The organism is Streptomyces sp. NPDC054840, assembly GCF_053611065.1.
On sequence record NZ_JBSGZP010000144.1, the window covers coordinates 1 to 13,074 of the forward strand.

The following is a 13,074-nucleotide window of genomic DNA, read 5'->3' on the forward strand; positions in this document are numbered from 1 at the left end:
CGCCCCCGCCCCCTCCCCGGACCCGGACCCCGACCCCGGCGGAACCACCGACCCCGCGAAGCCCCCCAGCGGCAGCGGCAACCGCAACCGCAGCCGCAGCCGCAGACCCGCCCTGCTCACCGCCGCCCTGGTCGCCACCCTCGCCCTCCTCGCCCTGCTCTCCGCAGGAGTCGGCGCCTACGACATCCCCCTCCCAGACGTCCTCGCCTCCGTCCGGCACCACCTCGGCCTCGGCGGCACCCCCCTCGACCGGGTCGGCGAGAGCGTGCTGTGGAAAGTCCGCCTCCCCCGCGTCGTGCTCGCCCTGCTCGTCGGCGCCGCCCTCGGCTGCGCGGGCGCGCTCATGCAGGGCGTCTTCGGCAACCCCCTCGCCGAGCCCGGCGTCATCGGCATCTCGGCCGGCGCCGCCGTCGGCGCGGTCGCCGCCATCGGCCTCGGCCTCAGTTTCTTCGGCAACTGGACGATCACCGTCTGCGCGTTCGTCGCGGGCCTGATCACCGTCAGCTCGGTCTACCTCCTCTCCCGCAACGGCGGGCGGACGGAGGTCGTCACCCTCATCCTCACCGGCATCGCCGTCAACGCCTTCGCCGGCGCCCTCATCGGCCTGTTCGTCTTCCTCGCGGACAACGGCCAGGTCAACCAGATCACCTTCTGGCAGCTCGGCTCCCTCGCCCAGGCCACCTGGCCCAAGGTCCTCGCCGTCCTGCCCTGCGCCGTCGCCGGCCTGCTCGTCGCCCCGCTCTACGCCCGCCGGCTCGACCTGCTCGCGCTCGGCGAACGGCCCGCCCGCCACCTCGGCATCGACGTAGAAAGGCTGCGTCTCTCCCTCATCCTCGTGGTCGCGCTGCTCACTGCCGCCGCCGTCGCCGTGGCCGGCGTCATCACCTTCATCGGCCTGCTCGTCCCGCACCTGCTGCGCATGGCCAACGGCCCCGGTCACCGCTTCCTGGTCCCCGGCAGCGCCCTCGCCGGCGCCGTCGTCCTGGTCGCGGGCGACCTGGCCGCCCGGACCCTCGCCCAGCCCGCCGAGCTGCCGCTCGGGGTACTGACCGCCCTGCTCGGCAGCCCCTTCTTCTTCTGGCTGCTGCGCCGCACCCGCCGCAGGCAAGGAGGCTGGGCGTGACCGGCAGGCTGAGCGGGCTGCTCTCCCGCACCCGCAGGACCGTCCCGCCCCGTCCCGCCCCGGGCGACGCCGTCGCCGAGGCCGTGGGCCTGCACCTGCGGCTCGGACAGCGCGAGGTTCTCGCGGGGATCGACCTGACCGCCCGGGCCGGCGAGGTGCTGGCCCTGGTCGGCCCGAACGGTGCGGGCAAGTCCACGCTGCTCGGCGCGCTCGCCGCCGACCTGCCCGCCGCCTCCGGGGTGATCCGGATCGACGGCCGCCCGGTCGGCGACTGGAGCGCCCCGGATCTCGCGCTGCGCCGCTCCGTACTTCCCCAGTCGGCCGCGCTGTCCTTCCCCTTCCCGGTGGAGGACGTCGTACGGATGGGCCGCGCGCCCTGGGCCGGCACCCCCCTCGCCGAGGCAGACGAGGAGGCGGTGGCCGTCGCCATGGCCGCCACCGAGGTCACGGACTTCGCCGCGCGCGCCTTCTCCGCCCTCTCCGGCGGCGAGCGGGCCCGGGTGGCGCTGGCCCGCGTACTGGCCCAGCGTGCCCCGCTGCTGCTGCTCGACGAACCGACCGCCGCCCTCGACCTGCGCCACCAGGAGCTAGTGCTGCGCATCTGCCGGGAACGGGCCGCGGCCGGGGACGCGGTCGTCGTCGTCCTGCACGACCTGGGGCTCGCCGCCGCCTACGCGGACCGGGCCGCCGTCCTGCACGACGGGCGGATCGCCGCGGACGGCCCGCCGGCCGAGGTGTTCGAGGGGAAACTGCTGAGCCGGGTCTACCGGCAGCCGGTGGAGGTGCTCCCGCACCCGCGCACCGGGGCTCCACTGGTGATCCCCGTCCGGGCTTGACCTCCGCATGACCTTGTCATGGGGCTGTCGTGGAGGGCCCGTGACAGCACCGTGTCCAGGGCCCGTAGGTATGAGCTGAATCACGGTACGAGGGGGTATGGGTGAGGTAAGCCTCGGTTAAGTTAGGTCCGCCTCAACGGCCTCTCCCTCCTAGGGGCGGCCCCTCACGTCCGACGCCAGGAGCCCCCTATGCGCCCCGCTCGCCTCACCGTCATCGCCGCAGCCTCTGTGGCGGCCGCACTGACCGCCGTCACGGGCTGCTCCCAGAAGAGCGAGGCGGGCGGCGACAAGGCGATCAAGGTGGCTGCCTCCGACAGCGCCTGCGAGGTCTCGAAGACGGAGTTCCCGTCCGGCAAGGTGCAGATCGACGTCGAGAACAAGGGCTCCAAGGTCACCGAGGTCTACGTCCTCTTCCCGGACGCCCGCATCGTGACCGAGCGCGAGAACATCGGCCCCGGCACCAAGGCCTCCATCACCGCCGAGATCAAGGCGGGCGACTACGAGATCGTCTGCAAGCCCGGCATGAAGGGCGACGGCATCTCCCAGAAGGTCAAGGCCACCGGCAAGGGCGGCGAGGAGAAGCGCAGCCCCGAGATGGACGCCGCGGTCGCCGCCTACCGCGCGTACGTGGTCCAGCAGGCCGAGGAGACCCTCCCCAAGGCGACCGCCTTCGCGGACGCGGTCAAGGCCGGCGACATCGAGGGCGCCAAGAAGCTCTACGCGGGCTCGCGCATCGGCTGGGAGCGCACCGAGCCGGTCGCCGAGTCCTTCGGTGACATCGACCCCAAGGTCGACGTACGCGAGGACGGCCTGGAGGCCGGCCAGGACCTGGAGAAGGACTGGACGGGCTGGCACCGCCTGGAGAAGTCCCTGTGGATCGACAACAAGATCGGTGACCGGGAGAAGGAGCTCGCCGACATCCTGATCGCCGATCTCACCGAATGGCAGAAGAAGGTCGGCCAGGCGGAGATCACCCCGACCTCGATCGCCAACGGCGCCAAGGAGCTCCTCGACGAGGTCGCCACCGGCAAGGTCACCGGTGAGGAGGAGCGCTACTCGCGCACCGACCTGGTCGACTTCAAGGCCAACGTCGAGGGTGCGCAGAAGGCGTACGAGCTGCTCAAGCCGATCGCCTCGAAGAACGACCCGGAGCTGGTCAAGCAGCTCGACGCGCAGTTCGCGGCCCTGGACACCCTGCTGGACAAGTACCGCGCGGACCGGACCACCTATGAGTTCACCTCGTACGACAAGGTCGGCGAGCCGGAGCGCAAGGAGCTCTCGGACGGCGTGAACGCGCTCGCCGAGCCGCTGTCCAAGCTCGCCGCCGCGGTCACCAAGTAACCGGCGGAGACGGAAGCAGACGGAGGAGAACGATGACCGAGTCGGGCTCGGCTGCGCAGCAGCAGCAGGCTCAGCAGGACGGCGACGGTTCGCTGCCGGCTTCCGCCGCGGCTCCCTCGCGCCGTGCGGTGCTGGGCTGGGGCGGGGCCGGGTTCGCGCTCGGCGCCGCCGCGGCCGGCGGTGCGGTGACGGCCTTCGGCAGCGGCCCGGACATGGTGTCGGCGGCGGCCACCGGGGCATCCGTGCCCTTCCACGGCGAGCACCAGGCCGGTATCGCCAGCGCCGTGCAGGACCGCCTGCACTTCGCGGCCTTCGACGTGAAGACGAAGGACCGCGAGGAACTGATCAAGCTCCTCAAGGAGTGGACGGTGGCGGCCCGGCTGATGACCGCCGGTCTGCCGGTCGGTGAGGGCGGTTTCGGCGGCCTCCCGGAGGCCCCGCCGGACGACACGGGCGAGGCGCTGGGCCTGAAGGCCTCGCGGCTCACCCTGACCATCGGCTTCGGGCCCGGCCTGTTCGCCAAGGGCCGCTTCGGGCTCGAGGGCAAGCGTCCCGAGGCGCTGGTGGACCTGGAGCTGTTCCCCGGCGACAACCTGGACCCGGCCCGCTCCGGCGGCGACCTCTGCGTCCAGGCCTGCGCCGACGACCCGCAGGTCGCCGTGCACGCGATCCGCCAGCTGGCCCGCATCGGCTTCGGCCGCACCGCCATGCGCTGGTCGCAGCTCGGGTTCGGCAAGACCTCGTCGACCACACCCGACGAGCAGACCCCGCGCAACATGATGGGCTTCAAGGACGGCACCCGGAACATCTCCGGCACCGACAAGGCCGCCTTGGACAAGCACGTGTGGGTCGGCGCGGGCGACGGCAGCGACTGGCTGACCGGCGGCTCGTACCTGGTGGCCCGCCGGATCCGGATGAACATCGAGACCTGGGACCGCACCCCGCTCCAGGAGCAGGAGGACATCTTCGGCCGCGACAAGGGCGAGGGTGCCCCCGTCGGCAAGTCCAAAGAGCACGACGAGCCGTTCCTGAAGGCGATGAAGCCGGAGGCGCACGTGCGCCTCGCGCACCCGGACACCAACAACGGTGCGACGATCCTGCGCCGCGGCTACTCCTTCACCGACGGCACGGACGGTCTGGGCCGCCTCGACGCGGGCCTGTTCTTCCTCGCCTACCAGCGCGACGTCCGCAAGGGATTCATCCCGATCCAGCGCAACCTGGCGAAGTCCGACGTCCTCAACGAATACATCCAGCACGTGGGTTCGGCGATCTTCGCCGTCCCGCCGGGCGTCCGCGACAAGGACGACTGGTGGGGCCGGACGCTGTTCGCGTAGTCCCCGCCGGAGAGGAACCACCAGCCGTGTTCGGCAACTATCTGATCGGCCTGCGCGAGGGGCTGGAGGCCAGCCTGGTCGTCTGCATCCTCGTCGCGTACCTGGTGAAGACCGGGCGCCGGGACGCCCTGCGTCCGGTGTGGCTGGGCATCGCGATCGCCTGCGCGATCTCCCTCGCCTTCGGCGCGATGCTCGAATTCGGCACCCAGGAGCTGACCTTCGAGGCGCAGGAGCTGCTCGGCGGCACCCTGTCGATCATCTCGGTGGGTCTGGTGACGTGGATGGTCTTCTGGATGAAGCGCACCGCGCGGCATCTGAAGGCCGATCTGCACGGCAAGCTCGACTCCGCGCTGGCCATGGGCACCGGGGCGCTGGTCGCCACGGCTTTCCTGGCCGTCGGCCGGGAGGGCCTGGAGACGGCGCTGTTCGTGTGGGCGTCGGTACGGGCCAGTGGCGAGGGTTCCTCGGCGCCGCTGATCGGTGTGCTGCTGGGCATCGCCACGGCGATCCTGCTGGGATACCTCTTCTACCGGGGCGCGCTGACGATCAATCTGGCGAAGTTCTTCCGGTGGACCGGAGCCATGCTGGTGATCGTGGCCGCTGGCGTGCTCGCGTACGGGGTGCACGACCTCCAGGAGGCCCGCTTCCTGGGCGGCCTGGGCGACAAGGCCTTCGACATCAGCGCGACCGTTCCGCCGGACAGCTGGTACGGGACCCTGCTCAAGGGCGTCTTCAACTTCCAGCCCGACCCCACCGTCCTCCAGCTCACGGTGTGGCTGCTGTACCTGGTCCCCGTGCTGACGCTGTTCCTCGTCGACCGGAGCCGCCCCGCGGGCGCGCCGAAGGCGCGGCCCGCGCAGTCGGACTCCACGCCCGCCAACTGAGCGGACATCTCCTGGAGACTGCCGCCGACAGGCTGTGGTGAGGAGCCCTCGGGCCCGTCACCACAGCCTGTCGGTGTTTCCGGGGTGGAGCGGGACGCGGACGCCCGTGAAAGCGGCGCGGTCCCGGACCGGGTCGTCGGTGAAGAAGGCCGCCACCACCACCTTGTCGAAGCCCGGGTCGTCGGTGGCCAGGGGATCCTCCGGGGTCCCGCCCACCAGGACCGTGCCGGGCAGCAGGGGGAAGCCGGCCGCCTCGTAGAAGGCCGCCAGGGGCCGGTCGCAGCTGAACAGCGCCAGGTCCACGGCCGGATCCGCCGCCAGTTCGGCGCGGGCCGCCGCCACCAGCCGGCCGCCGAGGCCGCGGCCCCGCCGCTCCGGCAGGGCGACCACGGAGCTGAGCCCGGCGGCCCGGTACGTTCGGCCCGCGAGCGGGATCGGCTTGTGGAGCAGTGACAGCGCGGCGGCCACCGTCCCGGCCCCGTCGACGAGCAGCATCGTCCGCGGCCGGAGCACCGGGTCGTGGCCCGGCGTGGAACCGGGCCACACCCTCGCCTCCAGCGCGGCGACCTGCCGGGCCCACGCCTCGGGCACGTCGGCCTCGGCGAATCGGAGCACCCGCAGGGCCGGAACCGGGTCGGTGGGCGCGCTCACGCGATCCGTACGCCCGTGCCGCCGACCCGGACGTGCGGATCGCCCTCGCGCAGTTCCACGGTGAGCACCCCGGGGCGGCCCATGTCCGTTCCCTGGTGGAGGGTGAGCACGGCGTCCGCCGGGACCAGGCCGCGCTCGCGGGCGTACGCGCCGAAAGCCGCCGCGGCGGCTCCCGTGGCGGGGTCCTCGACCACGCCGCCGACCGGGAAGGGATCGCGTACGTGGAACTCCGCCGGGCCGGCCCGGTGCACCAGCTGGACCGTGGTGAGGTCCAGACGCCGCATCAGGGCCTCCAGCCGGGCGAAGTCGTAGGCCAGGTCCGCGAGCCGGGCCCGGGTACGGGCGCCGATCACCAGGTGCCGCGCCCCGGCGTAGGCGATCGCGGGCACGATCGCCGGGTCCAGGTCGGCCTCGGGCCAGTCCAGCGCGGCCAGTGCTTCGGCGAGGTCGGCGGCGCCGATCTCCTCGATGTGCGGCTCGACGCTGGTGAGCGTGGCCCGCAGCAGCCCGCCCTCGGAGGTGACGGTCACCGGTACGGTCCCCGCCCGGGTGGCGAGGAGGAGTTCCCCCGGCCCGATCCGCTCCCCCAGCGCCACGGCCGTGGCCACGGTCGCGTGCCCGCAGAAGGGAACCTCCGCCTTCGGGCTGAAGTAGCGCACGGTGAAGGACCGGCCCTCCTCACCGCCGAGCCCCTCGGGCGGGGCGGTCAGGAAGGCCGTCTCGCTGTAGCCGAGCCCGGCGGCGATCTCCAGCATGGCGCGCTCGTCCAGTCCGGCGGCGTCGAGCACGACCCCGGCCGGGTTGCCGCCGTCCGGGTCGTGGGAGAAGGCGGTGTAGCGGAGTACCTCGGTGTCGGTCATCCGGCCATGATCGGCCGCGGCCCCGCGGCCTGGCAATGGGGTTTCCCGGCGGTGGATCCCGCGTGGCTCAGCCGCGGCCGATGTACGGCATCGAGGTCGCCATCACCGTCGCGAACTGCACGTTCGCCTCCAGCGGGAGCTCCGCCATGTGCAGGACCGTGCGGGCCACGTCGGCGGCGTCCATCACCGGCTCGACGGCCAGCTGCCCGTTGGCCTGGAGGATGCCGGTCTGCATCCGCTCGGTCATCTCGGTCGCCGCGTTGCCGATGTCGATCTGGCCGCAGGCGATCCGGTACGGCCGCCCGTCCAGCGACAGGGACTTGGTCAGGCCGGTCATCGCGTGCTTGGTCGCGGTGTAGGCGATGGAGTGGGGGCGCGGCACGTGCGCCGAGATGGAGCCGTTGTTGATGATGCGACCGCCCTGCGGGTCCTGTCGCCTCATCTGCCGGAAGGCCGCCTGCGCGCACAGAAAGGCGCCGGTGAGGTTGACGTCGACGACCGAGCGCCAGGCCTCGTAGGTGAGGTCCTCCAGCGGGACCCCGGCCGGCCCGAAGGTGCCCGCGTTGTTGAACAGCAGGTCGAGGCGCCCGTACCGGGCCACGACCGACTCGAACAGCGCGGTCACGTCGTCCGGGTCGCTCACGTCCGCCCGTACGCACAGCACGTCGGCGCCTTCCCCGGCGGCCGCGGCGGTCTCCTCCAGCGGCTCGGTGCGGCGGCCGGCCACGGCCACGGCCCAGCCCGCGGCGGCCAGGGTCAGCGCCACGGTGCGGCCGATCCCGGAGCCTGCGCCCGTCACCACGGCGATCTTCTTCGTACTTTCGTCCATGGGGCCGCAGGGTACGTCACACGGCGCCCCGTTCCCCGGACGTTCCGATTGCTGAGAGCATGGGCCGGTCAGGGGTGCGTAGATCAGATGAGAAGACTGGAGTTCCGCATGTCGGAGAGAGGCCCCGCGACCGCCGCCTCGCACGACTCGTCGCCCGATTCGCCCTCTGCCCCCACCGCCACAGCGCCCCTCGCGGCCGCGCGCCGTACGAGCCTGCTGGTCACCTTCATACTCGGCGGGCTCACCGCCCTCCCCCCGCTGTCCATGGACATGTACCTGCCGGCCCTGCCCCAGGTCACCGACGCCCTGAACAGCCCTGCCGCGACCGTCCAGCTCACTCTGACCGCCTGCCTCGCCGGCATGGCCCTGGGCCAGCTCGTCATCGGCCCGATGAGCGACAAGTGGGGCCGCCGCCGGCCCCTGCTCATCGGCATGGTCGTCTACGTCCTGGCCACCGCGATCTGCGCGCTCGCCCCGACCACCGAGCTGCTCATCTCCTTCCGGCTGCTCCAGGGCCTGGCCGGCGCCGCCGCGATCGTCATCGCGCGGGCCGTCGTACGCGACCTGTACGACGGGGACGAGATGGCCCGCTTCTTCTCCACCCTGATGCTCATATCCGGGGCCGCCCCGATCATCGCCCCGCTCATCGGCGGCCAGGTCCTGCGCTTCGCCGACTGGCGCGGGGTCTTCCTCGTCCTGACCGTCGTCGGGGCGGTGCTCACCCTGATGGTCTGGCGCGGCCTCGGCGAGACCCTGCCGCCCGAACGGCGGCACACCGGCGGTGTCGGCTCGGCCCTGCGGACCATGCGCGGGCTGCTCGGCGACCGCGTCTTCGCCGGCTACACCCTGACCGGCGGCTTCTCCTTCGCCGTGCTCTTCTCCTACATATCCGCCTCGCCGTTCGTGGTGCAGGAGATCTACGGGGCCTCGCCCCAGGCTTTCTCCCTGCTCTTCGGGCTCAACTCCGTCGGCCTGATCCTCGTCGGCCAGATCAACGGCAAGCTGCTGGTGGGCAGGGTCCGCCTGGACAAGGTGCTGGGCGTCGGGCTCGCGGTCGTCACGACCGCCGCGGTGTCGTTGCTGCTGATGTCGACCGGCGTGTTCGGGGAGGTCGGGCTGACCCCGATCGCCGCCGCCCTGTTCGTGCTGATGTCGGCGATGGGCGTGGTGCTGCCGAACACCAACGCGCAGGCCCTGATGCGGACCCCGCACGCGGCCGGATCTGCGTCCGCGCTGCTCGGAACCACCTCGTTCCTGGTGGGCGCGATCGCCTCGCCCCTGGTGGGCATCGCGGGCGAGGACACGGCGGTCCCGATGGCCCTGGTCCAGCTGGTGTGCGCCCTGCTCGCCCTGAGCGCGTTCATCGGCCTGTGCCGCCCGTGGCGGACCGCACCCGCCCGTCCCCTCCCCGCCGACCCGTCCGGCCCCGCCGGCGTGTGAGGCGCGGGCCCGGGGGCGGAACCCCCGGGTCCGGCGGAGCCCCGCCGGTCGGCCCCCGCCCACAGCGGCCGGGGCCGAGCCGACGGCGGCATAAACTTCCCAGGTGAACGCCTCCACCCCCACCTCCGCCGAGACCCTCCGCCGCACGCTGGGCGGACTGCTCGACGGGCTCCCGCCCAAGCAGGCCGCGGCCGCCGTGGAGCGGCTCATCGCCAGCTACCGGGGACAGACCCCGACCGACGCGCCCGTCCTGCGCGACCGCTCCGATGTCGCCGCGTACGCGGCGTACCGGATGCCCGCCACCTTCGAGGCCGTCCGGGCCACCCTCGACGGGCTGGCCGAGGCCGCGCCCGGCTGGACGCCGGGCACGCACGTGGACGTGGGCGGCGGCACGGGCGCCGCGACCTGGGCGGTGGACGCCACCTGGGGCGGCCCGCGGGAGACCACGGTGCTGGACTGGGCGGAGCCGGCCCTGGCCCTCGGCCGGGAACTGGCGGCGGCGTCCTCGTCGGAGGTGCTCCGCGCCGCGGCCTGGCGCCGGGCGGTCATCGGCTCCGGGCTGGCGCTGCCCGAGGCGGACCTGGTGACGGTGTCCTACGTACTCGGCGAACTGACCGCACCGGCGCGCAAGGCCGTCGTCGCGGAGGCGGCGCGGGCCGGCCAGGCCGTGGTGCTGATCGAACCGGGCACGCCGGAGGGCTACCTGCGCATCCGCGAGGCCCGCACCCAGCTGATCGAGGCCGGGCTGCGGATCGCCGCTCCGTGCCCGCACGACGGGACCTGTCCGATCGAGGTCGGGCAGGACTGGTGCCACTTCTCGGCGCGGGTGAGCCGGTCCTCCTTGCACCGCCAGGTCAAGGGTGGCTCGCTCCCCTACGAGGACGAGAAGTTCAGCTACGTCGCCGCCACCCGCTTCCCGACGGAACCGGCCGCCTCCCGGATCACACGCAAGCCGCAGATCCGGAAGGGGCTCGTCCTGCTGGAACTGTGCGGCCCCGAGGGGGGTGGCCTGACCCGGGTCAACGTGACCAAGCGCCAGGGCGACCTCTACAAGGCCGCCCGGGACGCCGACTGGGGCCAGGCCTGGCCCCCGGCACCGCAGCCGCAGCCGCAGCCGCAGCCGTAGCCGTAGCCGTAGCCGTAGCCGTAGCGGGTTCTACGGGCGCAGCTCCTGGGTGCAGCACTTCACGCTGCCGCCGCCCTTGAGCAGCTCGCCCAGATCCATCGGGACCGGCTCGAACCCCCGGTCCCGCAGCGGCTCCAGCAGTCCGGTCGCCGCCTGCGGGAGCAGGACGTGCAGGCCGTCGGAGACCGCGTTCAGGCCGAGGGCGGCCGCGTCCCCGCCGTCGGCGATCAGGGCGTCCGGGAAGAGCCGCCTGAGCACGGCCCGGCTGCCGGGCGAGAAGGCCTCCGGGTAGTACATGATCTCGTCGCGGTCGAGGACGCTGAGCGCCGTGTCCAGGTGGTAGTAGCGTGGGTCCACCAGGTCGAGGCCGATGACCGGGCGGCCGAAGAACTCCTGGGCCTCGTCGTGCGAGAGCGGACTGGAGCGGAAGCCCCGGCCGGCCAGGATGTAGCTGTCCGTGACCGCGAAGTCCCCCTCGCCCTCGTTGACGTGGGAGGGCTCGTGAATGTCGGTGTAGCCGTTGCTCCGGAACCAGTCGAGGTGCCGCTCGGCCTCGGCGGTCCGTTCCGGGTAGGCGAACCGGGCCGCGAGGACGCGGCCGTCGACGACGAGGGCCCCGTTCGCCGCGAAGACCATGTCGGGCAGCGCGGGATCGGGTTCGAGGGTCTCGACGATGTGGCCGAGGGAACGGTAGCGGTCCCTCAGGTCTTCCCACTGGGCCAGTGCGAGGGGCAGGTCCACCGGTTTCGTGGGATCCATCCACGGATTGATGGAGTACGTGACCTTGAAGTGTGCGGGTGGGCACATCAGGTAGCGCCGGGGTGTGGCGTCTCTGCGCAAAGAAGGCTCCTCACGACTTTCACGACTCGGGACGAGTGCGGAGAGAATCGTCTCTCCTCCACCTGGACAGCACAGTGAACTGATTGGGTGGTTTAAGCAAACCTGTGGAAAGACGAGACGTCTCGCTTTGCTAGTTTCGGGCCATGCCCAGGACCCCTGACGCCAGCCGCCGCAGCGACCGCTCCCGGCGTGCCATCCTCGACGCCGCGCTCGCCCTCGTCGGGGAGGTCGGCTACGACAAGCTGACCATCGAAGCCATCGCCGCCCGCGCGGGCGTCGGCAAGCAGACCATCTACCGCTGGTGGCCCTCGAAGGCCGCCGTCCTCCTCGACGCCTCCCTGACCCTCGCCGGGGACGCGGAGACGGAGGCCGAGGGGACCGGATTCCCCGACACCGGGGATCTCGCGGCCGACCTGAAGCACGTACTGAGGGCGACGGTCGACGAGTTCAACGACGAGAAGTACGAGGCCCCCGCGCGCGCCCTGACGGCGGCCGGGGCCACCGACCCCGAGCTCGGCGCCCGCTTCACCGAGCAGCTGCTGGAGCCCCGGCTCGCCCTGTACGAGGCCCGGCTGCGCACGGCCCGGGAGACCGGCCGGCTCGCGCCGGACACGGACCTGCGGCTGACGGTGGAGATGCTGCTGGGACCGCTGACCTACCGCTGGCTGCTGCGCACCGCGCCCCTGACACACGCTTACACCGACGCGCTCGTGGACCGGGTGCTGGGCGGGGTGGCCAACGTCACCGCCCGGTAGCGGCCAGGGAATCGAAGATCGGCCGAGAATATTTGGCCTGATTCTATGGGTTTGTGGGGGTTTCCGGCCAGGCATCGCCAACCCCCCGGTCGTCAAGAGCGGTCACCCGGGGCTCAGGATGGTGGGACGATGGGTTGGTCCGCCGGGGATACGGTGAGGTGAGGGGATAGATGGGGTCTGAGTCCGGCCGCGTCAAACGCGGCCAGCAGAGCAGGATGTCCCAGTGGCTGCGCCGGCGGCAGAAACCCACCGCCGAGGACCCCGGTGCGGAGCGCGAGGCGCTCCTCCTGGCCGTCGCCGCCGCGGGCCTGCCGCTCGCCCCCGCCGCCCATCCCGCCGGTTACCGGTGTTCGTGCGACCGGATCGGCTGTCCGACGCCCGCCCGCCACCCCGTCTCCTTCGCCTGGCAGACCCAGTCGACCACCGACCGCGCACAGGTCGAGCGCTGGGCGCGCAACCAGCCCCAGGCCAACTTCATCACCGCGACCGGCATGGTCCACGACGTGCTCGACGTCCCGCTGGAGGCCGGCACCGCCGCCCTCGCCCGACTGCTGGAGGCCGGGATCGAGGTCGGCCCCGTCGCCGAATCGGGCGGCACCGGCGAACAGGCCCGGATGCTCTTCTTCACCGCCACCCGCGGCACCCCCGAGGACGAGGACGAGTGGTGGCCCTGCGAACTGGACTGCCACCCCGAGACCATGGACGAACACCCGGGCCTGCGCTGGCACTGCCGCGGCAGCTACGTCCTGGTCCCGCCGGCGGCCCTGCCCGGTGACCAGGCGGTGACCTGGATCCGCGGCATGGAACACACCCTCCCGGACCCGCTCACCCTCCTGGAAACACTGACGGACGCCTGCGCCCAGTACGCGGGTACCACGGACCGCGCGCCGGCGGCGGTGGCCTGGCCCCTGGGCCGCGGCTGAGTCCCGGCCCCGAAGGCCGACCCGGACCGGTCGGCCACCCCGGTCCCGCCGACGGGTGAGGCGCGGGGGTCCGGGGGCGGCGCCCCCGGCCGAGGCGCCGCACGGCACCGCACCGCGCGTCAGGGGTGGATC

General features: G+C 72.7%; 13 protein-coding genes. 9 read left to right on the plus strand and 4 right to left on the minus strand.

From position 1 onward, the window contains the following. The 5 genes from ACWGIU_RS13335 to efeU form a co-directional block, all read left to right on the plus strand. A partial coding sequence (locus tag ACWGIU_RS13335; protein WP_453705294.1) for a FecCD family ABC transporter permease occupies positions 1-1,123 on the plus strand: 1,123 nt, incomplete at its 5' end. 17 nt (positions 1,124-1,140) lie between these two features. Beyond that, positions 1,141-1,959 carry a heme ABC transporter ATP-binding protein gene (locus tag ACWGIU_RS13340; RefSeq protein ID WP_453705316.1) on the plus strand — a complete coding sequence of 273 codons (819 nt, stop codon included), beginning with the start codon at positions 1,141-1,143 and terminating at the stop codon, positions 1,957-1,959. A 189-nt stretch (positions 1,960-2,148) separates the two neighbouring features. Next, positions 2,149-3,300 (plus strand): iron uptake system protein EfeO, encoded by a 1,152-nt coding sequence (gene efeO / locus ACWGIU_RS13345; RefSeq protein WP_453705296.1) that lies wholly within the window; start codon positions 2,149-2,151, stop codon positions 3,298-3,300. A 32-nt stretch (positions 3,301-3,332) separates the two neighbouring features. Then, positions 3,333-4,634, plus strand: a complete 1,302-nt coding sequence (gene efeB / locus ACWGIU_RS13350; protein ID WP_453705298.1) for an iron uptake transporter deferrochelatase/peroxidase subunit — start codon at positions 3,333-3,335, stop codon at positions 4,632-4,634. A gap of 26 nt (positions 4,635-4,660) precedes the next feature. Continuing rightward, positions 4,661-5,518, plus strand: coding sequence for an iron uptake transporter permease EfeU (gene efeU / locus ACWGIU_RS13355; RefSeq protein ID WP_453705300.1), 858 nt, complete (start codon positions 4,661-4,663; stop codon positions 5,516-5,518). Between the two features lie 57 nt (positions 5,519-5,575). Here efeU and ACWGIU_RS13360 read toward each other — a convergent pair whose 3' ends face one another. The 3 genes from ACWGIU_RS13360 to ACWGIU_RS13370 form a co-directional block, all read right to left on the minus strand. Next, positions 5,576-6,169, minus strand: coding sequence for a GNAT family N-acetyltransferase (locus tag ACWGIU_RS13360; RefSeq protein ID WP_453705302.1), 594 nt, complete (start codon positions 6,167-6,169; stop codon positions 5,576-5,578). Beyond that, positions 6,166-7,029 (minus strand): PhzF family phenazine biosynthesis protein, encoded by an 864-nt coding sequence (locus ACWGIU_RS13365; RefSeq protein WP_453705304.1) that lies wholly within the window; start codon positions 7,027-7,029, stop codon positions 6,166-6,168. The genes ACWGIU_RS13360 and ACWGIU_RS13365 overlap by 4 nt, the downstream gene beginning before the upstream one ends. Positions 7,030-7,096: 67 nt before the next feature. Further along, positions 7,097-7,858 (minus strand): SDR family oxidoreductase, encoded by a 762-nt coding sequence (locus ACWGIU_RS13370; protein ID WP_453705306.1) that lies wholly within the window; start codon positions 7,856-7,858, stop codon positions 7,097-7,099. A gap of 108 nt (positions 7,859-7,966) precedes the next feature. Here ACWGIU_RS13370 and ACWGIU_RS13375 point away from each other — a divergent pair, with 108 nt between their 5' ends. Together ACWGIU_RS13375 and ACWGIU_RS13380 are read left to right on the plus strand one after the other, a co-directional pair. Beyond that, entirely contained in the window at positions 7,967-9,298 is a 1,332-nt protein-coding gene (locus ACWGIU_RS13375) for a Bcr/CflA family multidrug efflux MFS transporter (protein ID WP_453705308.1), read from the plus strand. A gap of 103 nt (positions 9,299-9,401) precedes the next feature. Further along, the gene (locus ACWGIU_RS13380; protein WP_453705310.1) at positions 9,402-10,424 is read left to right on the plus strand and encodes a small ribosomal subunit Rsm22 family protein; all 1,023 of its coding nucleotides are present in this window, start codon (positions 9,402-9,404) and stop codon (positions 10,422-10,424) included. A 30-nt stretch (positions 10,425-10,454) separates the two neighbouring features. Here ACWGIU_RS13380 and ddaH read toward each other — a convergent pair whose 3' ends face one another. Continuing rightward, positions 10,455-11,312: a dimethylargininase gene (gene ddaH / locus ACWGIU_RS13385; RefSeq protein WP_453705318.1), complete on the minus strand. Its 858-nt coding sequence runs from the start codon at positions 11,310-11,312 to the stop codon at positions 10,455-10,457. A 95-nt stretch (positions 11,313-11,407) separates the two neighbouring features. Here ddaH and ACWGIU_RS13390 point away from each other — a divergent pair, with 95 nt between their 5' ends. After that, complete coding sequence (locus ACWGIU_RS13390) at positions 11,408-12,019, plus strand: TetR/AcrR family transcriptional regulator (RefSeq protein WP_453705312.1); 612 nt, start codon at positions 11,408-11,410, stop codon at positions 12,017-12,019. A gap of 170 nt (positions 12,020-12,189) precedes the next feature. Next, a complete protein-coding gene (locus tag ACWGIU_RS13395) occupies positions 12,190-12,942 on the plus strand; it encodes a bifunctional DNA primase/polymerase (RefSeq protein ID WP_453705314.1) in 753 nt (250 codons plus the stop codon). The last annotated feature ends 132 nt before the right edge of the window (positions 12,943-13,074 follow it).